Here is a 24,507-nt window from a genome sequence, read left to right as displayed (position 1 = left end):
GTTAATGAGTCTCCTGGTGAAGTGGCGCCCCGGTCTGCAGCTGCGCCCCGACCAAATGCTGCACAACGCGTTCCATCTTCATGAAACGCGAACCTTTTACCAACACCGTCGCGGCGGCGACGGCAACCTCCCGGGTTGCGGCGCCGATGGCGTCGACGGTGTCGAAATGGCGTGCCGGAAATGCTGCTCCCGGCGCGCTGTTGTATGCCTCGATGGCGTCGCGCATGGCGTCGCCGAAACCGAAGAAATGCTCGATGCCGCGTTCGCGCGCATAGGCGCCGATTTCGCGGTGGAATTTGGGACCTTCGTTGCCGACCTCGCCCATGTCGCCCAGCGCCAGGACACGCGGTGCGACGGTTTGCGCCAGCACGTCGATGGCCGCGCGCACCGAATCCGGATTGGCGTTGTAGGTGTCGTCGATCACCAGCGCGCCGCTAGCGGCGGCCTTGCGTTGCAGGCGACCGTTGACCGGCGCGAATGCTTCCAGCCCGCGCACGATGGCGGCGACGGCGATGCCCGCGCCCAGGGCACATGCGGTTGCGGCCAGCGCATTGCGCACGTTGTGCTCGCCGACGGCGGCGAGCTTGATGCCGAATTGTTGCGAGCGACCGTCAATGTCGGCGTTGACGGCGATGGCGCTGCCGAACTCGCGGACCTGATACGTTGCGCTGACGTTGGCATCCGGATTCAGGCCGAAGCTGATGACCGGACGTGCGCCGGCGATCTCGCGCCAGACCCAGGCGTAGTCGTCTTCCGCCGGGAACACGGCGATGCCGTCGGCCGGCAAGGCGGCAAACACGGCGCCATTCTCGCGCGCGACAGCCTCGACGGTCGCCATGAATTCCTGATGCTCGCGCTGCGCGTTGTTGACCAGCGCCAGCGTCGGCCGCGCAATTTCAGCCAACACGGCGATCTCGCCGGGATGGTTCATGCCGAGCTCGACCACGGCTGCCTGGTGTTGCGGCTGCAGACGGAACAGCGTCAGCGGTACGCCGATTTCATTGTTGAAGTTGCCGCGCGTGGCCATGCTGCGGTCCTCGCCGAAATCAGCCGCGAGAATCGAGGCGATCATTTCCTTGACCGTGGTCTTGCCGTTGCTGCCGGTCACGGCGATCAGCGGCAACTTGAATTGCTGGCGCCAGTGACGTGCAATCCGGCCCAGCGCGACGCGGGTGTCGGACACGACGATGGCGGGTATTTTCAAGCCGGCCGGAACACGCTCGACCACCACCGCGGCAGCGCCTTGGGCAGCCACCGCGTCGAGGAAATCATGGGCGTCGAAACGTTCGCCGCGCAAGGCGATGAACAGGTTGCCGGGCACAACTGCGCGGCTGTCGGTGGTGGCGCCGTTGATGGACACGTCAGCCAATGCACCAGCGTCGTTGTGCACGGTCGCGCCGTCCAGCCACTGCTTCAATTGTTCAAGCGTCGTCTGCATCACGCGCCTCCCATCATCGTGGCGCGCGCAGCCAATGCCAGCGCGACGTGGTCGGCGTCGAGGAAGGGATATTTCTTGCCGGCGATTTCCTGGAAGGTCTCATGCCCCTTGCCGGCCAGCAGCACGACATCCTGCTTCACCGCGTGACGTGCGGCCCACAGGATCGCGCCGGCGCGGTCCGACAGCACGTGCGGCGTCAGTCGCGTCATGCCGCTCTTGATATGCGAAATGATGACGGCAGGATCTTCACTGCGCGGATTGTCGCTGGTCAGGATGACGTGGTCGGCGAGCTCGGAAACCGCGCCCATTTGTGGACGTTTTCCCGGATCGCGATCGCCGCCGCAACCGAACACGCACCACAGTTCTCCGCCGCGCTGATTGGCAACCTGGCGCAAAGCCAGCAAGGTCTTTTCGAGCGCATCCGGCGTGTGGGCGTAGTCGATCACGATCAGCGGCACTTCCTGGCCGCCGAACTGCTGCATGCGTCCAGGCACCGCCGTCAACGTACCGATCACTGCCAGCGCAGCATCCCAGGCGGTGCCCTTGGCCAGCATCACGCCGAGGATGCCGAGCACGTTGCTGACATTGAATTGTCCCACCAGTTGCGTCTTGACCTGACCGGCGCCGAATGGCGACTCGATGTGGAAACTGGTGCCGACGCTGGTGCTGCGGATCGCCGAAGCGCGCAGCACGGGCACGCTTTCCAGCGAGGCATCCACGCTGGCGTCGCCCAGCGAATAACCGATGATCGGGATGTTCTTGGCTTGCACGTAAGGGATCAGCCGCTGCCCCATCTGGTCATCCAGATTGATGACGGCATGCTGCAGGCCGGGCGAATCGAACAGCTGAATCTTGGCTGCTTCGTAGGCGATCATGTCGCCGTGGTAATCGAGATGGTCGCGCGTGAAATTGGTGAACAGCGCAACGTCCACATGCAGGCCGTTCATGCGGCCCTGGTCGAGGCCGATCGAGGATGCTTCGATCGCCAGCACCGACGCCCGCGCCGTGCGCAGATCGGACAATTTGCGTTGCAACAGCACCGCATCCGGCGTGGTGTAGCCGGTCACGTCAAAGGCATGCGGCTTGCCGTCCTGGAACATGCCCACGCCGAGCGTGCCGACCACGGCAGCCGGCGCAGCAGATGCAGAGGCGCCTTGCAGGCGCGACAGCGCCATGCCGAGCCAGTACGAGCACGAGGTCTTGCCGTTGGTGCCGGTGACGGCGACGGTAAACATTTCCCGGTCCGGCTGCTTGTAATAGGCATTGGCGGCGAAGCCGGCCAGATGCTTGAGTCCGCGCACGCCCAGATGCGGCACGTCGTCCGGCTTGTCGTCCCAATCGTGTCCGGCCTCTTCATATACCACCCCAGCGGCGCCGCGCTCAACGGCATTGGCAATGTAGCGGCGACCGTCGGCGCTGTCGCCGGGATAAGCGAAGAAGATGTCGCCGGCCTGCACGCGACGTGAATCCGCGGTCAGGTTGGCGCCGGCAACGGCGACGCCCTCCAGCCAGGTCACGATTTTTTGCGCGGAAAGCATGGTCGCAGGCATTACATGCTCTCCTCTAAGGCGTCTTTTGGAATGATGATGTTGGTCACGCTGGAATCCGGTGCGACATTGAGCGCACGCAAGGCATTGGCCGTCACGTTGGCGAAGACGGGACCGGCGACGGTGCCGCCAAAGTGACTGCCGGCGCTGGGCTCATCCAGCATCACGGCGATGATCAGGCGCGGATCGGACATCGGCGCGATGCCGACAAACGAAGACACGTATTTCTTCACGTACTTGCCGCCCTCGATCTTGTACGCGGTACCGGTCTTGCCGCCGACGCGATAGCCGGGCACTTGCGCCTGCGGTGCGGTGCCGCCCGGCGCCACCACGGTTTCCAGCATGCGGCGCATTTGCAGCGCGGTGTTTTCAGAGATCACGCGCTGGCCGATCGGCGAATCGTTGACCTTGGTGAACGACAAGGGGATCAGGTCGCCGTTGCGGGCAAAAATCGTATAGGCATGCGCCAGCTGGATCAGCGAGACCGAGATGCCGTGACCGTAGCTCATCGTCGCCTGTTCGATCGGACGCCATGCTTTATAAGGACGCACACGGCCGGCAACCGCACCCGGGAAGCCGAATTTCGGTTGCTGGCCGAGGCCGACGTTGGTGAACATTTCCCACATTTCCTGCGCCGGCATTTCGAGCGCGATCTTGGCGGTGCCGATGTTGGAGGATTTTTCGATGATCTGCGCGACCGTCAGCGGCCCGTGCGCGTGCGAGTCGCCGATGGTGGCGGTGCCGATGGTCATTTTTCCTGGCGACGTCTGGAACACCGTCGATGGAGTGACGCGATGCGTATCCAACGCCAGCGCCACGGTAAACGGCTTGAGCGTCGAACCCGGCTCGAATGTGTCGGTCAGCACGCGATTGCGCAGCTGTGCGCCGGTCAGCACCGAGCGATCATTGGGGTTATAGGTCGGCAGGTTGGCCAGCGCCAGCACTTCGCCGGTGCGCGCGTCGACGACGATGATGCCGCCGGCCTTGGCCTTGTTCTTTTCGACCGCGTCTTTCAGTTGCGTGAAGGCGATGTACTGGATTTTGCTGTCGATGGACAGCGTCAAATCCTTGCCGTCATGCGGCTCGCGCACGGCTTCGATGTCTTCGACGATGCGGCCGAGGCGGTCCTTGATGACGCGCCGGCTGCCGGTCACGCCGGCCAGGGTCTTCTGCGAGCCGAGTTCCATGCCGTCCTGCCCGGCGTCTTCCACATTGGTAAAGCCCACGACGTGGGCCATGACTTCACCTTCGGGATAAAAGCGCTTGTATTCCTTGCGCGTCTCGATGCCGGCGATGCCGAGCTTGACGATCTTGTCGGCGGTGTCCTGCTCGACCTGGCGCTTCAGATAGACGAAGTTGCGATCGGAATCGAGTTTCTTGCGCAGTTCGGCGTCGCTCATGCCGAGCAATTTGGCCAATTCGCGCAGCTTGTCCCTGGGCGCTTCCTGGACGTCGTCGGGAATCGCCCAGATCGCCTTGACCGGCACCGACGAGGCCAGCACCTGGCCGTTGCGGTCCGTGATCTTGCCGCGCGTGGCCGGCAACTCAAGCGTACGCGCGTAGCGCGACGCGCCCTGCTTCTGCAGGAAATCAGTGGACATGCCCTGCAGCCACAAAGCGCGCCCGGCCAGCGTCAGGAAAGCCATGAACAGCACGAACAGCACCACGCGCGAACGCCAGGCCGGCATCTTGACCTGCAAGACCGGACTGGCAGAAAAGGCAACGCCGCGCGAGGCGGCGACGCGCCCTCCGGCGACGTTGGTGCGGGGCGGCATACGGGTCATTTGCCCCTCACCGTCAGATACTGCGTTCGCTCCGGCGTGAGCGCGACCATGTTGAGATCGCGCCGCGCCAGTGCTTCAATGCGGGAATTCTTGCCCAGCGTGGATTGGTCCAGCTGCAGTTGCGCCCAGTCGATATCGAGCTGGCGCGCGGCAGATTGCGCGCGTTCCAGCTCGATGAACAGACGGCGCGCCTGATATTGGGCGTTCACCAGCGACAGCGCGCACAGCACCAGCAACACGGTGACGGCGAAGCTCAGGCGGCCGGTCATGATCCGGCCTCGACGGTGCGTTCGAGGGAGCGCATCACGGCGGAGCGTGCGCGTGGATTGGCGGCGACTTCAGCGTCGCTCGGCTTGATGCGCGGATGGAGTTTTCCGAGCGGCTGCGGCAGGTCGACCGCACGAATCGGCAGGCGGCGGTCAGGCTGCGGCACATGGGCTTTGGATGCCATGAACTGCTTGACGATGCGATCTTCCAACGAGTGAAAGCTGATCACAACCAATCTCCCATACTGCGCCATCTGCCGAAATGCTTTTTCCAGCCCTATCTCGAGTTCTTCAAGCTCTTGATTGACGAAAATCCGTACAGCCTGAAAGGTACGAGTGGCCGGGTCTTTGCCTTTCTCGCGGGTTTTGACCGCTTGTGCCACGAGCGCGGCAAGCTGTCGTGTGGTTGAAATTGGCTCGACTGCCCGGCGAGCAACAATCGTCTTTGCAATCTGAAGAGCAAACCGTTCTTCCCCATATTCTCGTATCACCTTTGCTATCGTCTGTTCGTCCGCCGTTGCCAGCCACTCCGCTGCCGACACGCCGCGCGTGGTATCCATGCGCATGTCCAGCGGGCCATCGAACCTGAAACTGAAACCCCGCGCCGCGTCGTCCACCTGCGGCGAAGAAATACCCAAATCCATCAACACGCCGTCGACCTGCGTCACGCCGTGCTGCGCCAACGCTTCATCGAGCGTGGCAAAACTGTCATGCACGATCGCAAAACGCGGATCGGCAATGGTCTGCGCCGTGGCGATCGCCATCGGATCCTTGTCGAATGCAATCAGGCGTCCGCGCGCGCTCAGGCGCTCAAGGATCTTGCGGCTGTGGCCGCCGCGGCCGAAGGTGCCGTCCAGATAGACGCCGTCGGCGCGCCCGCCTTCGATCGCCAGGGCATCTACCGCTTCATCCAACAGCACCGTGCGGTGCTGCAAATCGGGCACCGATTGCAAAGTCATCGCGTCGCGCCGTCAGAAGGAAAAGTTGCTCAACACGTCCGGCATGCCTGCGGCAACAGCTTCCGATTCGTTCTCGGCCAGCTTGGCGGCATCCCAGATTTCAAAATGACTGCCCATGCCCAGCAGCATGACGTCGCGTTCGAGGCCCACTGCCGCGCGCAATTCCGGCGCGATCAGGATGCGGCCGGCCGAATCGATCTCGACGTCGGAGGCGTTGCCGAGGAAAACCCGCTGCCAGGCGCGTGCCGACATTGGCCAGGCGGCGATCTGTTCACGATGGCTTTCCCAGGTCGGGCGCGGGAAAAACAGCAGGCAGCCGTGCGGATGACGCGTCAGGGTGACCCGCCCTTCGCACTGAACCGCGAGGGCGTCACGGTGCCTGGCCGGAATGGACATCCGTCCTTTGGCATCGAGATTGATTGATGACGCGCCCTGAAACACTGTGTTTGACCCTTTTTGCTGTCGCTGTTGGCATGCTTGAAACCAGCGTTCCGATGCAAGGAATCCGAAAATGCCCCACAAAAAAACACTTTTTCACACTGCCGCCCACTTTAGAGGATGCACTAATACAGGTCAAGCGATATTCAGGGGTGAAAACAGGGATTTGTTTAATAAAGTCAAAGACTTAGCGCACTTACTTAAAATGCATCCGAAAGCGCTTTTTCGTCCAGAATTAAGGACTTAGGAAATTAATTGAATGTACCACTTGAGATATACACATGTGTTTATCTCGAATTCCGCACGGGTTCTGGAGGGGAGGCCGGTCTGTAAACAACTAAGCGGCCAGGGAAGGGATTTTGCAGGCAATCAAAAAACATCAACGCAGGCGAACACGAAAAAAAACGGACCGGAACATCGCCGGAATTTTTCGGCTGCCGCAGTATGCCTCAAAAAAACAGCGCCTGGAAAAGTTCGCGGCGACGAAAAACGGAAATGCAAACGCGAAAAAACATCCAGTGCGCATCGCGTTTCTTTCAATCCGATGAAATTCGCATGAAATAGATCGCGACAATTCAATTAAACATCAGATGGGGCTTGCGGAGTAGGCGCATTCCAATGCTAAAATCTCGGCACCTTAACAGTGAAAGGAATTTTAAAGTGAACAAATCCGAATTGGTCGATGCAATCGCTGCTGATACTGAAATCTCGAAGGCTGCTGCACAACGTGCCCTGGACTCCGTCGTTGAAAACATCATCAAGGCAGTTACCAAGGGCGACACAGTGCAACTGGTCGGTTTCGGTTCTTTCTCCACAGGCAAGCGCGCTGCTCGTACCGGCCGTAACCCACAAACTGGCGAAGAGATCAAGATCGCTGCTGCAACTACAGTGAAGTTCTCCGCTGGTAAGTCGTTCAAAGAAGCAGTGAACAAGAAGAAGAAATAATTGTTCGATTTGAATGCTGTGAACCTGGAGTTCACGGCATTCAAATACATTGTTTTTCGCCGCGATCCTGAACGCCGGATCGCCGGTCTTTCTCCTCTCCCCGCCCTACCCTCACTCACTTACTCACACGCTACGCAATCACGTTCAGCAGCCGAACCGCCGCTGCCTGCGCTCACGCCTGCGCGAAGGAAATGTCGACCTTGCCGATGTTTTGCAGCAGGGCGTTGACGCTGCTGCCCTTGTCGGCGAACAGCAGGCCCGTGCACGACCCCGTGGTCACGAACTGGCCCGCCCTGATCCCGCCGCAACGCTCGCACAGATGATTGACCAGCCAGGTCACCAGCGGCCAGATGTCGACCACCGGATTGCCGCCGACGGTCCTGGCGACCTCCAGGCCGTTGAAATACAGCTCGGCGTGCTGGATGCTCTGGTCGATCTGGCCGAGGTCGCTGCGGCCCGGACCGTAGATGAACGCGCAATTGCTGAGCGCGTCGGCCAGTCCCGCCAATGGGTTGGCGGCCGGATATTCGGTATAGCGCGACGACACCAGCTCGATCGCCGGATGCACCGTGGCCACCGCGGCCACCACTTCTTCCTGGCTGTATGCCGTGCCGCGCGGCGGCAGGTCGTGCTTCATGCGCAGCGCGATCTCGACTTCGATGCCCCGCGACCCGGCGGTCAGCAGATCGAAAAAATGATAAGGCGCGGCAAAGATGAACCGTGCCGGCATCGGTGCGCAGCTGGGCTGGGCGCCCGGCGCCTTGGCGCCGACCTTCCAACCGCCGACCGGTCCCAGCGCTTCGGATACCTGGTCCTGCACCGCGTAGGCTTCGGCGGCGTCGACCGGAACGTACTCGTCGGGAAGGCGTCCGAGCGCGACTTCATGGTTGCGGGCAGCCAGCAGCAATGCGGCCGCGGCCTTGATTTTTTGCGTATCTTTTTGCTTGTCCATAGCGTACTTGATGATGAAAGCGCGTCCGCAAGCGAACCTCGCTGGTTGAAAATCCTTGAAAATTTTTCAGGCCTGGGTCCCCGTCAAACCATCAGGAGAAACCGAAACGGCGCGGCAGCCACAAACTCAGATCCGGCCAGACGATGATCACCACCAGCGTGACCAGCAGGATCGCCAGATACTTCAGATAAGGTTTTACCACGTCCTGCAGGCGCACCTGCGCAATCGCGCACGTCGCGTACATGCCCAGCCCGAACGGCGGCGAGAACAGGCCGATGCCCATCGAAATCACCAGGATGATGGCGAAGTGCAGCGGATTGTAGCCAAGCTGCACCGCAATCGGCGTCAGCAGCGGCCCGAAGATGATCAGCGCCGGCGCGCCTTCCAGCACGGCGCCGAACAGGATCAGCGCCAGCACCGAAATCAGGATGAACATCCAGCTGCCGTAGTCGTGCGCCAGGCTCACCATCAGCTCGGCCAGCGCGTGCGGAATCTGCTCCACCGTCAGCGCGTACGCCACGCTGCTGGCGGCGGCCACGATGAACAGCACCATGCCCGACATCGAGGCCGCATCGACGAACAGCTTGACCAGCACCTTGCGGTTGAGCTCGCGGAACGCCAGCCAGCCGACCACGATGGCGTACACCACGGCGAACGACGAGATTTCGGTCGAAGTCGCAACCCCCGAGGCGACGCCCTTGCCGATCATCACGATCATGATCAGCCCGACCAGCGCGCCGCCGATCAGCTTGCCCATCGGGCGCGGCTTGATGAACACCACGCTGACGTCGACCTTGCGGCCGGTGTAGTACGCCATGATGCACAGCGCGATCGCCATCGCCAGCGCCGGCAGTATCCCCGCCAGGAACAGCCCGCCGATCGACAGGTTGGCGACGAAACCGAGGATGATCATGTTGATGCAGGGCGGGATGGTTTCCGCCATGATGGCCGAGGCCGCCAGCAAACCGGCGGCTTCGTTCGGATTCTGTCTGGTCTGGCGCACCGCCGGCATCAGGATGCCGCCCACCGCCGCGACGTCGGCCAGCTTGGATCCCGACACGCCCGAGAAGAACGCCATCGCCGTCACCATGATCAGGTTCAGGCCGCCGCGCAAGCGACCGAACATGCGCAGCAGCAGCTCGATCAGGCGCGACGACATGCCGTTGCACTCCATGACCATGCCGGCCAGGATGAAGAACGGCACCGCCAGCATGACGAAGTGGTCGCTGCCGGCCGCGACCTGCTGGGCGAACACCATCACCGACAAGGTCGGCTCCAGCAGGAAGAACATCAGCGCGCCGAAGGTCAGCGCAAAGGCAATCGGCACCCCCGCCACCAGGCAGAACAGGAAGCCGAACAGCAAGACGTGCATCGGCCGCAACGCATGATCCGGCCAGAACGTCTGCAACGCCAGCACGCCGCCGACCACCACCGCGCCGATCAGGCCCGAGACCAGCGCATGGCGGCCGAACTTCTTCAGCGCATGCGTGATGGCGAACACCGACAACAGCAGGCTGCCGACCAGCACCGGCAAGACGAAGATCGTCTGCGGCAGGCCCGACGGCGTGGTCTGGTCGTTGCTGATCTCAAGCAGCAGCCAGGTGGTGTAGGCCAGCGACAGCGAGACGAAGGCGATCACCCAGTCGCACAGCCGCAGCACGTACGGCAACCACGACTTCGGAAAAATGCCGCGCAGACTGTCGATGCCGACGTGGCGACTGCGGCCCAGCACGCTGGCGGCGCCAAAGAACACCAGCGTGATCATCAGGGCACGCGCCACTTCTTCCGACCATTCCAGCGGATCGTGCAAGGCGTAGCGCCAGATCACCGAGAAGAACACCACCAGCACGTCGACCGCCAGCACCGCCGCCGAGGCCAACTCCAGCACGCGTTGCAGGCGCGGGTAATCCACTGCATCGTTGGGCGACGCGTGCAGCGAATGGATCACATTCTCGGCTTCTGCAGCGTCCACCGGCGCCAGCGGCGCAGTCATCGTTTTCATCATGGATTCCTTTGGCTTCGCTCAGTTGCGCGCGTCATCAGCCGCGCGCAGCAACGATCTCGTCGACCACCGGCTTGACCGCCGGATATTGCGTGGTGAACTCGCTCCACAGCGGCGCGACGTCCTTGCGCAGCGCTTCGCGATCCACCGTCGACACGGTCAGGCCAAGCCCCTTGAGTTTTTCAAAGGCATCGCGCTCCATGTCGGCGGCGCGCTGGCGTTGATAGTTGGTCGCCTCGGCGGCGGCGTCGAGGAAAGCCTTTTGCAGGTCGGCCGGAATCCGGGCGAACGAGCGCTTGCTGATCACCGGTGTCTGCGGATTGTAGATGTGCTGGGTCAGCGCGCAGTACTTGGCGACTTCGAAGAACTTTCCGGCCAGCGCGGTCGGCGCATCGTGCTCGAAACCGTCGACCACGCCGGTCTGCAGCGAGGTGTAGATTTCGCCGAACGGAATCGGCGTCGGCACCGCGCCCATGTAGCGCAAGGTGCCGATGAAATTCTTGACCGGCAGCACGCGCAGCTTGATGCCTTTCAACTCGGCCACGCTGCGCACCGGATTCTTGGTGAACACATTGCGCGCCCCCAGCGAATAGGCCCAGCCCAGCACCTGCACGCCGACACGGTCATACATCATCTTGCTCAGGATGGCGCCGGCCTTGCCGTCCAGCGCACGGCCGGAATGATCCAGGTTGGCGAACAGGTAACCCATGTCGAGCACGCCGATTTCCGGCACGGTAGTGGACCAGATCGACGAGCCGGAGATCATCATGTCGACGCTGCCGATACGCACCTGATTGACGACGTCGGACTCCTTGCCGAGCTGGTCACTGGGAAAATAATTGACGACGATCTTGTTGCCGACCGCGGTCTTCAGGTTCTGCGCGAAGCGGCTGTACCAGACATAGTGTGCCGAGTTGGCGTCGAGCGGCAAGGTCGACGACATGCGCAGCGTGACCAGCGGTTTGTCCTGCGCGAAGGCGAGATTGCCGGACAGTCCGGCCGCTGCGGCGCCGCCGATGGCCAGGCCGGTCTTGAGGAATTGTCGTTTGGATGCGCTGGTCGTGTTCATCATGTCTCCTGTAGTTTTATGTGGGTCTACTTTTGGTGTATCTGATGCGTCTGATGCCGGTCCTTTGCTGCACGCTGCGTAGTCTGGCGGCGCTATCCTTTCGCAAACGGTGCGTCGCGCATGCCGGCGACGCCCGGGTTCAGCGTCCAGATGCGGCCCGCGCCGTCGTCGCCTGTCGGTGCGCCAAGACTGATGCTGGCGACGATCATGGTCTTCATGTCGTCGCCGCCGAAGGCGCACATGGATGGTTTTTTGGCGGGCAATTCGATGGTCCGGTCCAACTTGCCGTCCGGCGTGAAGCGCAGCACACAACCGGCGTCGTTGGCGCAAATCCAGTAACAGCCGTCGACGTCCATGGCCGCCCCGTCCGGACGTCCCCGATGATGATTGAGGTCGGCGAACACGCGCCGGCGTGAAGGCGTGCCGCTGTCGACGTCGTAGTCGAAGGCCCAGACCAAGCGTCTCGACGGATGCGAATCGGACAGGTACATGGTCTTGCCGTCCGGCGACCAGGCCAGGCCGTTTTGCACGATCAGGCCATCTGCCATCGGCGCCGACAAGCCCGCATCGTCGTAGCGATACAGCTTGCCGTCGGCGCGCGCCAGCGACATGTCGAGACACATCACCCCGCTCCAGAAACGCCCCTGGCGATCGCAACGTCCGTCGTTGAAACGCTGGTCGGCTTGCAATCCTGCCGGCTGCGCGAGCTTGCTCAATTGCGCATGGCCGTCATCCTGCAAGCGCACGCTGAAAATGCCGGTGTGCATGCCCGCGATCAAGCCACCGTCGTCATCGGGCGCGATGCACGCGACCATTTCCGGCAGTTGCCATTGTTGGCAGTCGCCATCGGCGGTCTGGCGGCAGATCAGCTTGCGCGGAATGTCGACCCAGTACCAGGCCGATTGGGCTGCGTGCCAGAACGGACTTTCGGCGACGTCGTAACGCTGATCGTTGAGCGGGAGAACTTGCATGGCGTGTGTTTTCTATTCGTATTGCGGACCGGCCAGGATGAACGGCCCGCCCTGGAAATTGCCGGCGTCGTCGGCTGCCGGCCAGGCGCCGCCGAAGGGGAAGCGTTCGGCAAATGCATCGGCGCTGTCCTGCGCCACGAAGCCGAGGTGGCCGGCCTTGCCGTTGTCCCACCAGGCTATGCGATTGTCGGAGACGCCGTAGACGATGGTGTGACCGACGCGCGGCGTGAACAGCGCGCAGCGCACCAGCTCGACGAAGTCGTCGTAGCTCAGGAAGGTCGCCAGCATGCGCGCGTTGCGCGGCTCCGGAAAACACGAACCGATGCGCAGGCACACCGTCTCCACGCCGAAGCGATCAAAGTAATAGCGCGACAGCGATTCCCCGAAACACTTGGTCAGTCCATACAGGCCGTCGGGCCGCAACGGACTGTCAGCGTCGATGCGCCGGGTGGTTGGGTAGTAGCCGACCGCGTGGCTGGAGCTGGCGTAGATCACGCGGCGGATGCCGCGCTTGTGCACGCCTTCGTAGAGGTTGTAGGTGCCCTGGATGTTGGCGTGCATCAGTTGCTCGAACGGCGCTTCCAGCGAACGTCCGCCGAAATGCAGCACGGCGTCGACGCCCTCCAGCATGTCGTACACGGCGGTCTTGTCGGCCAGATCGCAGGCGACGATTTCCTCACCGGACGCGGCCTCGCCGAGGTCGCCGATGTCGGACAGGCGCACCACGTCGGTCCAGGGTTTCAGCCGCTCACGCAGCACCCGGCCGAGATTGCCGGCGGCCCCTGTCAGCAGCAGACGTTTAAAGGGCCGTACCTGATCTTGCAAATCGCTCATGGTCATGCTCATGTCATGAATCGTCGCTGGTTGAACTGCCGACGCTGAGCAGACGGCGCGACACCACCCGGATTGAATCCGTGCAGGCGCGAAACGGCGCCGACTCAGCAAAGAAGGAAACAACAACACTTCGTGCGCCGTCATCGCGGCGCACGCAACTTCAGGTACTGGACAACGTAACAAGCAAGGCAAAAACAGTCATGGCGTGTCTCCGGCAGATCGTTATTTTTAATTGACAGTCATCGTACAACATGAAAATTTTGAACGCAAGGAGATTTATGGCGCTATTTTTTTCACCGCCAAGGCCACCCTACAGAGACAAGAGATCGCCTTGAAAGCCTTGCTGGGACTGTTATCCGGAAAAAGAATGACTTGCCTTAATGTCATCTGATGACTGATAACAATTTTCGCTCCTACGCCTTCCTGCAAAGTAGCCAAAGTACACAGTTCACCGCTGCCGGATGAAGCACAGTTCGACGCAGCGGCGATCAGGTTGATTCGGCTTGCTTCCGTGTCGAGGCCGCACTAGACTTTGTTTACCGATCGGTACAAAACCTTCATCCGCAGTCCAACTTCCATTCAACTACAGGTGTTCACATGACGACATCCCGCCCTCCGCTTCCGCCGTTCACACGCGACACCGCGATCCAGAAAGTCCGCGCCGCCGAAGACGGCTGGAACACCCGCAACGCCGAAAAAGTCTCGCTGGCCTATACCGAGGACAGCCGCTGGCGCAACCGCGCCGACTTCGTCCAGGGTCGCGCCGCCATCGTCGCCTTCCTCGGCAAGAAATGGGTGCGCGAGCAACAGTACCGCCTGATCAAGGAATTGTGGGCGTTCGAAGGCAACCGCATCGCCGTGCGCTTCGCTTACGAATGGCACGACGATTCGGGCAACTGGTTCCGTTCTTACGGCAATGAAAACTGGGAGTTCGACGAGCACGGCCTGATGCGCGCGCGCCATGCCTCGATCAACGACCTCCCGATCAAGGAGAGCGAGCGCAAATTCCACTGGGATCAATCGGCGCCGCGCCCGGCCGATCATCCCAGCCTGAGCGATCTCGGCCTGTAATGACGGCCAGATCGCAACGCGATGAACTGATTCCGGTGCTGGCGGAGATTTTTCGCGCCTACGGTTATGAAGGCGCCAGCCTGGCGCGCATCACCGAAGGCACCGGTCTCGGCAAAGGCAGCCTGTACCACCTGTTCCCGGGCGGCAAAGATGAAATGGCGAACGCGGTACTGAGCCACATCGACGGCTGGTTCCAGCGCGAGGTGTACGTACCGTTGCGCGAGAGCGCCGACGCCATGGCCGGCATCGATCGCATGTTCGACGAAGTGAAGCGGTATTTTCTGTCGGGCAGAAAGGTATGCCTGGTCGGCGTCTTTGCGCTGGTCAATGTGCGCGACCGTTTCGCCGACAAGGTGAAGAGTTACTTTGTGGATTGGGCGGCGGCGCTGCATGCGGCCCTGCAACGCAGCGGCTACGAGCCAGAGGAAGCCGCCGGTCTGACCGAGGAAATTCTGGCCGGCATCCAGGGCGCCTTGGTGCTGGCGCGCGCGGTCGACGATCCGCAGATTTTCGTGCGCACGCTGGAGCGCCTGCAGCAGCGGCTGCAGGCGTCTACGGTGTAATTGGAGTCAGAGAGGGTCGCTCAGACCAGGTCGGCCAGCGGATGCTCGCTCGTCGGCCACGGATCGGCGAAGAAACCATCCACCCATTGCGGCGTGGCGTCGGCCAGGCGCGCCGGATTCCATTTCGGCTGGTGGTCTTTCTCCATGATCAGCGCACGGATGCCTTCGACAAAATCCGGGCGCGCCGCGCAATGCAGCGTCACCACGAATTCCAGGCGGAACACTTCGGCCAGCGACATGTGGCGTACGCGCTGTTGCAAGGCCAGCGCCAGCGCAGCCGAACCGGGGGCGCCGGCGGTCAGCGTGGCGATGGCTTTTTGCAGCCACGGATTGTCGGTCTTGTGGGCCAGGATGGCGTCGACGATGTCGGGCACGGTCTGGCCGCTGCACAGCGCATTGATCAGATCGAAATTCTCGCGCAGCGCGGAAGGTGCAAATGTCACCTCGGCCGCGACGTCGCGCTCGGCTTGTTGCAATACGCGGCCGAGAACGGCAGCATCGTTGCCGTCGCCCCAATTTTGCAGTTGCAAGGCATCGATGACTTTTTGCTTGTCGGCGTGGGCGATGCGGTAATCGGCCAGCCCGGTGAACTTGGCGTCTTCGGCGTTCATCAGCGCGCCGGTCAGCGCCAGGAAGGCGCCCAGCTTGCCCGGCGTGCGGCTCAGGAACCAGCTGCCGCCGACGTCGGGATACAGGCCGATGGTGATTTCCGGCATGGCCAGGCGCGAGCGCTCGGTGACCACGCGGTGGCTGCAGCCGGCCATCAGGCCGATGCCGCCGCCCATGACGATGCCGTGGCCCCAGCACAGGATCGGCTTGGGATAAGTATGGATTTCGTAGTCGAGGCGATATTCGTGTTCGAAGAATTCAGCCGCATACTGATTGCCGCGGATGTCATCCCGCGCCGGCGAGGCGTGGTGCTCGCGCATGCTGGTGTAGATCTTCTGCAGGTCGCCGCCGGCGCAAAAGGCTTTTTCGCCCTGCGCCTGCAGCAGCACCATCGCAATGTCCGGATCCCTGGCCCATTGACGCAACTGCGGCGTCAGCAGATGCACCATGTCGAGCGACAGCGCATTCAAGGTTTTTTCGGAAGCCAGCGTGGCGACGCCGATACGGCGGCCATTCTGCGTGGCCAGTTCTTCAAACAAAACCGGTTGGCTCATGGGGATCCTGAAGTCTCTGATTTTTCACTGACCTCGCCGGCCTCGTGAGCCGGGAGATCGTTTTTGTATGAATTAAATGAAGCAAGCCGATAGGCCGGATTCTGTTACGACGGTTGCCCGTTATGACAGCCATTCCTCTAGGCGCCGGATTGCTCCGGCGCTCAAGCTCTCTACCCGCACGCTCCGCGAGCAACATCAACGCGTGCCTATTTGAGATTGCTCCGGGTGGAGGTTACCGCGTTTCACCGTAACTTAATACGCTCGTCTCTGTGGCCCTGTTCCTCGCCTTATACCGGCTTGCGCCGGCTTTCGGCGGACGGCCGTTAACCGTCACCCTGCTCTATGGAGTCCGGACCTTCCTCCCGCCATCGCATGACACGATGACCAGCGGCTGTCTGGCTTGCTTCGGGCGTCATTGTACCTCAGGCGCCGAGGTGGCCGGGAGCTTGCCTTGCAGCATGAATTTCGCCAAATAGTGGAAAAAATAGCAACACATCGAAAGAAAGTTTGCAGAAATTCAATGCTTGCACTTCAGAGTGGGAGCCTGGTTGTCGATAATCGAATCAAAACCTGCCTCCGGTAGCCGCTTCCAATGCTTGCTCCACGACAAGGCCGATACGATGAAAACAGCACGTCTTCGCCGCTGCTGCATTCTGCTCTGGCTGACCATGCCCGCCTGGCTGCCGGTGGCGGTGGGCGCGGCAGACATCACTGAAGTGCCGATCGGCATCGCCATGCCGCTGACCGGCCCGGCGGCGGCATTCGGCAAGAGCTTGGTGAACGCCGCTGAAATGGCGATCGACGACGCCAACCGGCGCCATCCTAAAGTCGCCGGCCGCGCGGTCCGCTTCAAACTGCTGGTCGTGGATGAACGCGGCAGCACGCGCACCGCTGCACTGGCGGCCAACTATCTCATCAAGCAGGGCGTGGTGGCCTCCATCGGCAACGGCAGCACCTTCACCACGCTCGCCACCGCCAGGATCTTCAGCGATGCCGGCATCGCCCAACTCGCCCCCAGCGCCAGCGCACCGTGGCCCGAAGGCGAGCGCCACACCACCTTCCGCATGATCGGCCATAGCGGCCAGGGTGCGCCGCTGCTGGCCGATTACCTGGTGGACAACCTGCATGCATTGAACGCCGCCGTCATCGACAACGGCACCCGCGCCGGCAACATGTTCGGCGCCGCTTTCAAGGAACGCTTCCAGGCGCGCAAGGGCAAGGTCGTGAGCAGCGACTCAATCCAGTTCCGCTCCTCGGATTTCAACACCATCCTGGAGGCGACCAGATTGAAGCGCCCCGACGTCATCTTCTTCGGCGGCCTGGCTGACCAGGCCGCCGCACTGGTGCGCAACGTGCGCCGGGTGGGCTTGCAGACGACGTTCGTGCACGGCATGAACGGCACCAACGGATTGAATTTCCTGCGCGACGCGGGCGCCGCCGCCGATGGCGTGCTGGCGATCAATCCCGGCATGCCCACCGACAAAATGCCGGGCTGGAAGAACTTTGAAAAGGAGTACCTGCAGCGCTTCGGCGGCAACATCAACGACTACGCGCCGATCACCTACGACGCTGTGCAGGTGCTGGTCGCCGCCGTGCGCGACGCGGATTCCTTCCTGCCCGCCAGGATCCTGGCCGCGCTGTACAAGGTGCGTTACAGCGGATTGACCGGGACCATTTCCTTCGACCGCAATGGCAACCTGCTCAATCCCATCTTCACGATTTACCAGATGAAGGACATGCACTGGCTACCGCTACAGACCTACGACGCCAGCAAATCATAATGATGATCATGATACTGACGACACTTTTGCGGCGTCATCGACCGACAGCAGTGCTGGGACTAGCCATGGTACTGGCGGGCCTGCTGACGGCCCCGCTGCAGGCCGCCAGCGACGTACGGCTGGTGCAGATCGGCTTCGCCGGCCCCTTGTCCGGCAGTTCTGCGCAAATGGGCCGGAGCCAGGTGCAAGCGGTGGAGCTGGCCCTGGCGGAGCTCAATGCACGCGGCATTTCCGTGGGCGGTCGGCCGCTGCTGTTCAAATTGCTGACGCAGGATGACCGCGGAGACATTCATACGGCAACGCTGGTGGCCAATTACCTGGTCAGATCCGAGGTCGTCGCCGTGATCGGCCATTGGAATACCGGCGCCAGCATACCCGCCGCCCGCATCTATCACGCCGCCGGCATCCCCCAGATCGCACCGGGTTCGACCGGCAGGCAATATACGCAAAACGGTTACGCCGACAGCTTTCGCATCGTCGGCCATGACGACGACGGCGGCCGTTACGCCAGCGCCTTTGCCTTGCAACAGCTCAAGGCCAGACGCATCGCAGTGATCCACGACGATACCGGCTTCGGCACCATGCTGGCGAACCAGTTCATGCAAGGCTTGCAGGACAAGGGCTCGGCCGTCGTGACGCAACAGACCATCAGCAGCAAGACTTCCGACTTCAATGCCGCGTTGACTGCAGTGCGCAACACCGACGCCGACCTGATTTTCTTCGGCGGCCTCGGACCGCAAGCCGCTGCGCTCAAGCCGGCGATGCGGCGCGCCGGCGTCAACGCCACGCTGCTGGCGGCGGATGGCATCGTCAGTCCGACCTTCCTGCGGCTGACGGGCGCCGACGGCGAGGGGACATTCGGCATCGCGCCAGGCCAGGCCCAGGAAAAAATGGCTGGCTGGAAAAAATTCCAGGACAAGTTCGCCGCGACCTATGGCGGTCCGATCGAACTGTTCGCACCGTTTGCCTATGACGCCGCATATGCCATCGCCGCAGCCATCCAGCAGGCCGACTCGCTGGAACCGCGGCGCATTGCCGCCTCGCTGCACCAACTGAAATACAAAGGCTTGACCGGAACAATTGCCTTCGACGGCGAAGGCAACCTGCTCAATCCGGCTTATACGGTTTACCGCGTGCGCGGCGGCAAATGGACACCGGTGCAAACCTTCGGCGGCAAATGATCCGATAGCAGGACCTCGCTCACGATGCCGATTCGGCATACGACAGGAAAACGGAAATTGCGTATAGTCGCCGCTATCATTGATCAGTATCGGCGACGACTATCCTGGCCGCGATTTTGCGGGCGCAAGCCGGCATTTAACAACGATAGCCCCGTGCCAGGAATATCTCCGCCCAACAGGAACAAGCAATGCAAATCTGCGTACTCGGCGCCGGCGTCATCGGCGTCACCTCAGCGTATCGTCTGCTCGAAGACGGCCACCAGGTCACCTTGCTCGATGCATGCGCTCAAGCCGGCGCCGGCACCAGCCTCGGCAACGGCGCCCAGCTGAGTTATTCCTACGTCGCGCCGCTGGCCGATCCATCGGTGTGGACGCATTGGCCGCACTACCTGTTCAGCGCCGATTCGCCGCTGACGCTGAAACCGAAGCTGGATCCTGCGCAATGGCGCTGGCTGATCAGATTCCTCGCCGCCAGCAACGCCGCGCGCGTGCAGCGCACGACCATCGAACTGCTGCAACTGGCGTTCTACAGCCGCGACGAGATGACGCACGTCCTGCAGGCTGCGCCAGTCGAATTCAACCATCGCACCGCAGGCAAGCTGGTGATGTACACCGATCCTGCCGGACTGGCGTCGGCGCGCAAGCAGATCGCCTTCCAGGCGCAGCACGGCTGCCAACAGGAAGTGATCGACGCCGCGCGCTGCCTGGAAATCGAACCGGCGCTGGGCAAGGCGCGCCGCAACTGGGCCGGCGGCGTCTATACGCCGAGCGAAGAAGCCGGCGACTGCGCGCAGTTTTGCCAGGCGCTGGTTGAGCGCATGCAGGCCAATCCGAACTTCCGCTTTCTGCCCTCCACCACGGTCACCGGCGTCACGCTGCGCGACGGCGCCATTCAGTCGGTCGGCACGGGTTCGGGGCCAATCGATGCCGACGCATTTGTGCTGGCGCTGGGCGCCGACAGTGCGGACTTCGCGCGCCGGGCCGGTTTCAGCTTGCCGCTGTATCCGCTGAAGGGCTACAGCATCACCGTGCCGCTCGACGACGCGTTGTCGCAAGCCGCCGCGCCGCAGGTATCGATCACCGACATCTCGCGCAAGATCGTCTATGCGCGCCTGGGCAACCGCCTGCGCGTGGCCGGCCGCGTCGAGCTGGTCGGCATGGACACAAGCATTCCGCAACGCGCCGTCGATGAACTGAGCAACGGCGCCGACGAGCTGTTCCCGGGCAGCATCCATGCCGGCAACGCGGCACGGTTGTCGCCGTGGGCCGGCTTCCGTCCTGCCACGCCGAGCGGCGTGCCGGTCATCGGTGCGTCGCCGGTCAGGAATCTCTATCTGAACATCGGCCAGGGCGCGCTCGGCTGGACGCTGGCTTGCGGTAGCGCGGCCCTGCTGGCGGCGCAGATCGGCGGACGCAAGACGGCGATCGACGACGCGCCGTTCCGTTACACGAGATAATTTCAGCGCCGCTCTCCGGCGATTCATCCGTTGCCCTGCATCATCGGCGGAATCCGCATACCATGTCCGGACTACCCAATAACGATATGGAGACCGGAATGCGGCAAAACCCCCTGCGCACCTTGTTCGCGCAAAAGAAACTGGCCCTCAACGGCTGGGCGTCCATCGGCAATTCTTTCCTCGCCGAAGTGGTTGCCGATTGCGGCTATGACGCCGTCACCGTCGACTTGCAGCACGGCCTGTTCTCGATCGAATCGGCGGTGCCGATGCTGCAGGCGATCTCCACCACCAACGCCGCGCCGCTGGTGCGCTGCTCCGAAAACGGCCTGGGTGAAATCAACAAGCTGCTCGACGCCGGCGCCTACGGCGTGATTTGCCCGCTCATCAACAGCAAGGAAGACGCCGAACGTTTCGTGCGCGCCTGCCATTACTCGCCTCGCGGCGGCCGCAGCTACGGACCGGCGCGCGGCGTACTGTACGGCGGTAAGGATTATTTCGAACACGCCAACCGCACCGTGCTCACGCTGGCCATGATCGAAACCCGCCAGGGCCTGGCGGCGGTGGAAGAGATCCTGTCGGTGCCGGATCTCGACGGCATCTTCATCGGCCCCAGCGACCTCGCCATCGAACTCGGCCTGACGCCGGATTCGTGGAGCGACGACAAGGTCGACCAGGCCATCAAACACCTTATTGAAGTCTCCCACGCGCGCGGCAAATACGTCGGCATCTTCTGCGGCTCGGTGGAAATGGCGGAACGCATGAAGGCCTACGGTGTCGACATGCTGACGCCGGGCACCGACGTGCAACTGCTGCGCGCCGAAACCAGCCGCCGCATCAACATCCTGCGCGGCTGACCCGATTTCCCTGCGGCCGCCGTCAACTCACGACGACGGCCGTCGTGGTTCCCGCAAGAACCCAAAAACTACCCCCATCTCCTCCCGATTCGATACGTTCGTCGTAAGACAAAGATCTTGCGATGGAAGTTATTTTGTTTTTCAAGCGAAAAACGGATTTTTGAGAATTGTCCTATTTAAGCGTCCTGCACTAACTCGCATAATCGTGTCCGCTACATCGATGAACGGCGCGCCCATCTCGGGCCGAAGCTGCGTCATCACAAGGGAAACGAAGGGGTAACATCATGACGCTATCCAGGAATAAAATCATTCTCGCCGCGGCGGCCGCGCTGGCGGCGAGCGTATTGCTCAGTACTTGCCGCGACCACGAACGCGACAGTGCGCTCGCACAAGCGGCCGCGACCGCGCCGGAAGAACAGCACAGCGCATGGGAGCGGATCAACGACAGCGACGCGCAACGCCAAGCCGAGCTGGCGTACCGCGCCTGTGCGCGAGAAGCGGCGCTGCGCCGGATGCCCGTCAGGGAGTTTCCCGAAACCAGCGAGCGCGTGACTTATCTCAATGAACACGGCAAGCGCATCAAGCGCTCGGAGCACGTCGGCGTCGCCATCGACAACATGCAGGTCGACAACGGCTGCGCCACGCAGATCGTGCGCAGCGTCAGCATCGACGTGTTGTCGGATCACGAATACGGCGGCCTGACGCCGGATGAAACCGGCCGCACCGTCGTCGACGATTCCAGCCGGCGCGCGTTGCCCGACGGCGAAGCGCGGATGCAACTGGCCATCAGCCGCAAAGCACTACCACCCGCGAGCTGCACCTTCACGCGCGACATCGGCATACAGAGCCATTTCATGATGCTGAATTTGTGCTGGCACGAAGAAAAGCGCGCCGAAGCGACGCGCCAGGAAGAAATCCTGCTGCAGCCGAAAAAAGCCGCACGACCCGCGGCCGCCAGCTGACACAAGCCTGGCAGCGAGCGGGGAAAATCCGAGGGTCGGTCCGACTTACTTGACCGCGACGCGGCCGAAGAACGGATAGCTCGGATCGTTATAACCCGGCGTCGATGAATGGCCCGGCGTCACCAGGCTGTCGATCAGCGCTTCTTCTTCCGCGCTGATTTTCAATTCCACCGCATCGTAATAATCTTCCATCTGCGCCAGGGTGCGCGGGCCGGCAATCACGCTGCTGATCGCTGAATTTGCCAGCACCCACGCCGTCGCAAATTGCCCCAGCTTGACGCCGCGCGCAGCACAATGCTGCTGCAGGCGCTCGGCAATGACCAGCGACTCTTCACGGAATTCAGTTTCGAGAATGCGCTTGTCGCCGCGACCGGCGCGCGTATCTTCCGCAGGCTTCTGGCCCGGCTTGTATTTGCCGGTCAGCACGCCGCGTGCGATCGGGCTGTACGGCACCACGCCGAGGCCGTAGTTGGCGCAGGCCGGCAGGATTTCCACTTCGGGCATGCGATTCAACAGGTTGTAATACGGCTGGCACACCAGAGGCAGCGGCACATTGTTCTTCTCGCACAGACGGGCGATTTCGGCGATGCGCCAGCCACGGAAATTCGACACGCCGAAGCCACGGATCTTGCCGGCGCGGATCAGGTCGCCCAGCGCCTGGATCGCTTCTTCCAGGTTTTCTTCGTGGTAATCGCGGTGCATGTACAGCACGTCGAGGTAATCGGTGTCGAGGCGGCGCAGGATGTTGTCGGTCTCCGTCACGATCCAGTGGCGCGAATAGTGCGACTGGTTCGGCGCGCCGGTCATGGCGTTGCCGAGCTTGCTCGCCAGCACCCAGTCACCGCGCTGGCCTTGCAGCAGCTTGCCGACCATTTCTTCCGACTTGCCCTTTGAATAGACGTCGGCGGTATCGATGAAGTTGACGCCATGCTCGCGCGCCGAGGCGACGATGCTGCGCGCTTCGTCGATTGGCGTCTGGTCGCCGAACATCATGGTGCCCAGGCACAAGGCCGAGACTTTCAGGTTGCTTTTGCCGAGGCGTCGATATTGCATGGAAGTCTCCGTTGGGAAGGTGAGCCTGTAAAGGAAGATGATTCTAGCCTCTTGCCGGGAATCGCGTCGGCGACTCCTACAGCGCCGGCGCCTCTTCTTCCAGCCAGCGCCGTTTGTCGCGCAGCGGCGGCGCGCCGAACATGCGACTGTACTCGCGGCTGAATTGCGACGGACTCTCGTAACCCACGGTCTGCGACGCCGTCGCCACGCTGACGTCGTCGGCCAGCATCAGCCGGCGCGCTTCCTGCAGGCGCAGGTTCTTTTGATATTGCAGCGGACTCATCGCCGTCACCACCTTGAAATGATGATGCAGCGACGACACGCTCATGTGCACGTCACGCGCGATGTCGTCCACGCGCAGCGGCTGCGCGAAGCTTTCCTTCATCATGCGGATGGCCTTGGCGATGCGGTTCATCTGGCTGTCCTGCAACACGGTCTGGCGCAGCAACGCGCCCTGGCCGTTCATCAGCAGGCGATACAGGATTTCACGCTTGACCATCGGCGCCAATATGGGAATATCGCGCGGCGTGTCCAGCAGGCGCAACAGCCGCAGCACCGCATCCAGCAGCGTGATGTCGAGACGGTTGACGAACAGGCCGCGCGACGCGTCCGAGGGAATACCTTGCGGCAGATGCTCATCGCCGATCAGCGAACCGATTTCGCGCGTGTCGAGATCGATGCGCAAACCCAGATACGGCGTCTCCGGACTGCTCATCGTCACCTTGCCCACCATCGGCAAATCCACCGACGACACCAGATAGTGCATGGGATCGTAATCATAGATGTCGTCGCCGACGAACAGGCGCTTGGCGCCCTGCGCGATCACCGCGAATACCGGTTTTTGCACCGCGTGCTTGGGCCCCTGCGGGTTGGTGATGCGATGCAGGAAGAAACCTTCGATGCCGGTTTCCAGCGACCCTTCGGCGCCTTCGGTCAGACGCGCAATCAGCGCGACCAATTCGCGCTGCGCCGCGCGCAGCCGCTCGTCGGCTTCAATGTCCTGGCATGCAGGCGCGGAAGACCCTGGCGCAGGTGCATCGGCGCTGTAGTCGATATCGGTCGGGGCGTCGTTCAGGTCCATGGTGGTTCCGGGCAGGGAAAGTCGAAGCAGCCAGCTTACTCCAGATTGCCGACTTGCCTGAATCTCCATCGCATCCGTCTGGAGAAATAGGCAAATAATCAGGAGAATTGGGTATCCGAGCAGGATCCGGCGATAG

Annotated in this window: 22 protein-coding genes and 1 other RNA gene; 8 read left to right on the top strand and 15 right to left on the bottom strand. The window is 62.2% G+C overall.

The window, feature by feature from the left end; genetic code table 11:
* Window position 1: 1 nt before the first annotated feature.
* From DXT88_RS01060 to mraZ, 6 genes are read right to left on the bottom strand one after another with little or no spacing between them, the layout of a single operon-like run.
* On the bottom strand, window positions 2-1,438 hold the full coding sequence (locus DXT88_RS01060) for a UDP-N-acetylmuramoyl-tripeptide--D-alanyl-D-alanine ligase (protein WP_265211095.1): 1,437 nt from the start codon (window positions 1,436-1,438) through the stop codon (window positions 2-4).
* Window positions 1,438-2,988 (bottom strand): UDP-N-acetylmuramoyl-L-alanyl-D-glutamate--2,6-diaminopimelate ligase, encoded by a 1,551-nt coding sequence (locus tag DXT88_RS01055; RefSeq protein WP_265211093.1) that lies wholly within the window; start codon window positions 2,986-2,988, stop codon window positions 1,438-1,440. The genes DXT88_RS01060 and DXT88_RS01055 overlap by 1 nt, the downstream gene beginning before the upstream one ends.
* Window positions 2,988-4,769 carry a peptidoglycan D,D-transpeptidase FtsI family protein gene (locus DXT88_RS01050; protein WP_265211091.1) on the bottom strand — a complete coding sequence of 594 codons (1,782 nt, stop codon included), beginning with the start codon at window positions 4,767-4,769 and terminating at the stop codon, window positions 2,988-2,990. The genes DXT88_RS01055 and DXT88_RS01050 overlap by 1 nt, the downstream gene beginning before the upstream one ends.
* On the bottom strand, window positions 4,766-5,038 hold the full coding sequence (gene ftsL, locus DXT88_RS01045) for a cell division protein FtsL (protein WP_016835728.1): 273 nt from the start codon (window positions 5,036-5,038) through the stop codon (window positions 4,766-4,768). Before ftsL ends, DXT88_RS01050 begins: the two co-directional genes overlap by 4 nt.
* Window positions 5,035-5,994 carry a 16S rRNA (cytosine(1402)-N(4))-methyltransferase RsmH gene (gene rsmH / locus DXT88_RS01040; protein WP_016835729.1) on the bottom strand — a complete coding sequence of 320 codons (960 nt, stop codon included), beginning with the start codon at window positions 5,992-5,994 and terminating at the stop codon, window positions 5,035-5,037. The genes ftsL and rsmH overlap by 4 nt, the downstream gene beginning before the upstream one ends.
* 12 nt (window positions 5,995-6,006) lie before the next feature.
* Entirely contained in the window at window positions 6,007-6,435 is a 429-nt protein-coding gene (gene mraZ / locus DXT88_RS01035; RefSeq protein ID WP_029363824.1) for a division/cell wall cluster transcriptional repressor MraZ, read from the bottom strand.
* 657 nt (window positions 6,436-7,092) lie between these two features.
* Here mraZ and DXT88_RS01030 point away from each other — a divergent pair.
* Window positions 7,093-7,377 (top strand): HU family DNA-binding protein, encoded by a 285-nt coding sequence (locus tag DXT88_RS01030; RefSeq protein WP_007880659.1) that lies wholly within the window; start codon window positions 7,093-7,095, stop codon window positions 7,375-7,377.
* Window positions 7,378-7,549: 172 nt separating this feature from the next.
* Here DXT88_RS01030 and DXT88_RS01025 read toward each other — a convergent pair whose 3' ends face one another.
* The 5 genes from DXT88_RS01025 to DXT88_RS01005 form a co-directional block, all read right to left on the bottom strand.
* Window positions 7,550-8,329: a 2-keto-4-pentenoate hydratase gene (locus tag DXT88_RS01025; RefSeq protein ID WP_265211085.1), complete on the bottom strand. Its 780-nt coding sequence runs from the start codon at window positions 8,327-8,329 to the stop codon at window positions 7,550-7,552.
* 91 nt (window positions 8,330-8,420) lie between these two features.
* Window positions 8,421-10,331, bottom strand: coding sequence for a TRAP transporter large permease (locus DXT88_RS01020; protein WP_265211083.1), 1,911 nt, complete (start codon window positions 10,329-10,331; stop codon window positions 8,421-8,423).
* A 37-nt stretch (window positions 10,332-10,368) separates the two neighbouring features.
* Window positions 10,369-11,400 (bottom strand): TRAP transporter substrate-binding protein, encoded by a 1,032-nt coding sequence (locus DXT88_RS01015; protein WP_265211082.1) that lies wholly within the window; start codon window positions 11,398-11,400, stop codon window positions 10,369-10,371.
* 92 nt (window positions 11,401-11,492) lie between these two features.
* A complete protein-coding gene (locus tag DXT88_RS01010; protein WP_265211080.1) occupies window positions 11,493-12,371 on the bottom strand; it encodes an SMP-30/gluconolactonase/LRE family protein in 879 nt (292 codons plus the stop codon).
* A gap of 12 nt (window positions 12,372-12,383) precedes the next feature.
* Window positions 12,384-13,211 (bottom strand): NAD-dependent epimerase/dehydratase family protein, encoded by an 828-nt coding sequence (locus tag DXT88_RS01005; RefSeq protein WP_265211136.1) that lies wholly within the window; start codon window positions 13,209-13,211, stop codon window positions 12,384-12,386.
* A 591-nt stretch (window positions 13,212-13,802) separates the two neighbouring features.
* On the opposite strand from DXT88_RS01005, the gene DXT88_RS01000 reads away from it, so the two are divergent.
* Window positions 13,803-14,276, top strand: coding sequence for a nuclear transport factor 2 family protein (locus DXT88_RS01000; RefSeq protein WP_016833790.1), 474 nt, complete (start codon window positions 13,803-13,805; stop codon window positions 14,274-14,276).
* The gene (locus tag DXT88_RS00995) at window positions 14,276-14,839 is read left to right on the top strand and encodes a TetR/AcrR family transcriptional regulator (RefSeq protein ID WP_265211078.1); all 564 of its coding nucleotides are present in this window, start codon (window positions 14,276-14,278) and stop codon (window positions 14,837-14,839) included. The genes DXT88_RS01000 and DXT88_RS00995 overlap by 1 nt, the downstream gene beginning before the upstream one ends.
* A gap of 20 nt (window positions 14,840-14,859) precedes the next feature.
* On the opposite strand, the gene DXT88_RS00990 is transcribed toward DXT88_RS00995, so the two are convergent.
* Both DXT88_RS00990 and rnpB read right to left on the bottom strand, forming a co-directional pair.
* A complete protein-coding gene (locus tag DXT88_RS00990; protein WP_265211076.1) occupies window positions 14,860-16,002 on the bottom strand; it encodes an enoyl-CoA hydratase/isomerase family protein in 1,143 nt (380 codons plus the stop codon).
* Between the two features lie 74 nt (window positions 16,003-16,076).
* Window positions 16,077-16,409, bottom strand: an RNA gene (gene rnpB / locus DXT88_RS00985) — RNase P RNA component class A.
* Window positions 16,410-16,622: 213 nt separating this feature from the next.
* On the opposite strand from rnpB, the gene DXT88_RS00980 reads away from it, so the two are divergent.
* From DXT88_RS00980 to DXT88_RS00960, 5 genes are all read left to right on the top strand, one after another.
* Window positions 16,623-17,783 (top strand): branched-chain amino acid ABC transporter substrate-binding protein, encoded by a 1,161-nt coding sequence (locus DXT88_RS00980; RefSeq protein WP_265211074.1) that lies wholly within the window; start codon window positions 16,623-16,625, stop codon window positions 17,781-17,783.
* The gene (locus DXT88_RS00975; protein WP_265211073.1) at window positions 17,783-18,964 is read left to right on the top strand and encodes a branched-chain amino acid ABC transporter substrate-binding protein; all 1,182 of its coding nucleotides are present in this window, start codon (window positions 17,783-17,785) and stop codon (window positions 18,962-18,964) included. The genes DXT88_RS00980 and DXT88_RS00975 overlap by 1 nt, the downstream gene beginning before the upstream one ends.
* A 188-nt stretch (window positions 18,965-19,152) precedes the next feature.
* Window positions 19,153-20,421, top strand: a complete 1,269-nt coding sequence (locus DXT88_RS00970) for a D-amino acid dehydrogenase (RefSeq protein WP_265211071.1) — start codon at window positions 19,153-19,155, stop codon at window positions 20,419-20,421.
* Between the two features lie 98 nt (window positions 20,422-20,519).
* Window positions 20,520-21,275 carry an HpcH/HpaI aldolase family protein gene (locus tag DXT88_RS00965; protein ID WP_265211069.1) on the top strand — a complete coding sequence of 252 codons (756 nt, stop codon included), beginning with the start codon at window positions 20,520-20,522 and terminating at the stop codon, window positions 21,273-21,275.
* Between the two features lie 284 nt (window positions 21,276-21,559).
* Window positions 21,560-22,237: a hypothetical protein gene (locus DXT88_RS00960; RefSeq protein WP_265211067.1), complete on the top strand. Its 678-nt coding sequence runs from the start codon at window positions 21,560-21,562 to the stop codon at window positions 22,235-22,237.
* Between the two features lie 45 nt (window positions 22,238-22,282).
* Here the strand turns inward: DXT88_RS00960 and DXT88_RS00955 are convergent, their stop codons facing one another.
* Entirely contained in the window at window positions 22,283-23,290 is a 1,008-nt protein-coding gene (locus DXT88_RS00955) for an aldo/keto reductase (RefSeq protein WP_016834221.1), read from the bottom strand.
* Between the two features lie 76 nt (window positions 23,291-23,366).
* Window positions 23,367-24,371 carry an AraC family transcriptional regulator gene (locus tag DXT88_RS00950; protein ID WP_265211065.1) on the bottom strand — a complete coding sequence of 335 codons (1,005 nt, stop codon included), beginning with the start codon at window positions 24,369-24,371 and terminating at the stop codon, window positions 23,367-23,369.
* Between the last annotated feature and the right edge of the window lie 136 nt (window positions 24,372-24,507).

The organism is Herbaspirillum lusitanum, assembly GCF_026127345.1.
GTDB lineage: Bacteria > Pseudomonadota > Gammaproteobacteria > Burkholderiales > Burkholderiaceae_D > Herbaspirillum > Herbaspirillum lusitanum.
This window is presented reverse-complemented; position numbering and strand designations above follow the sequence as displayed.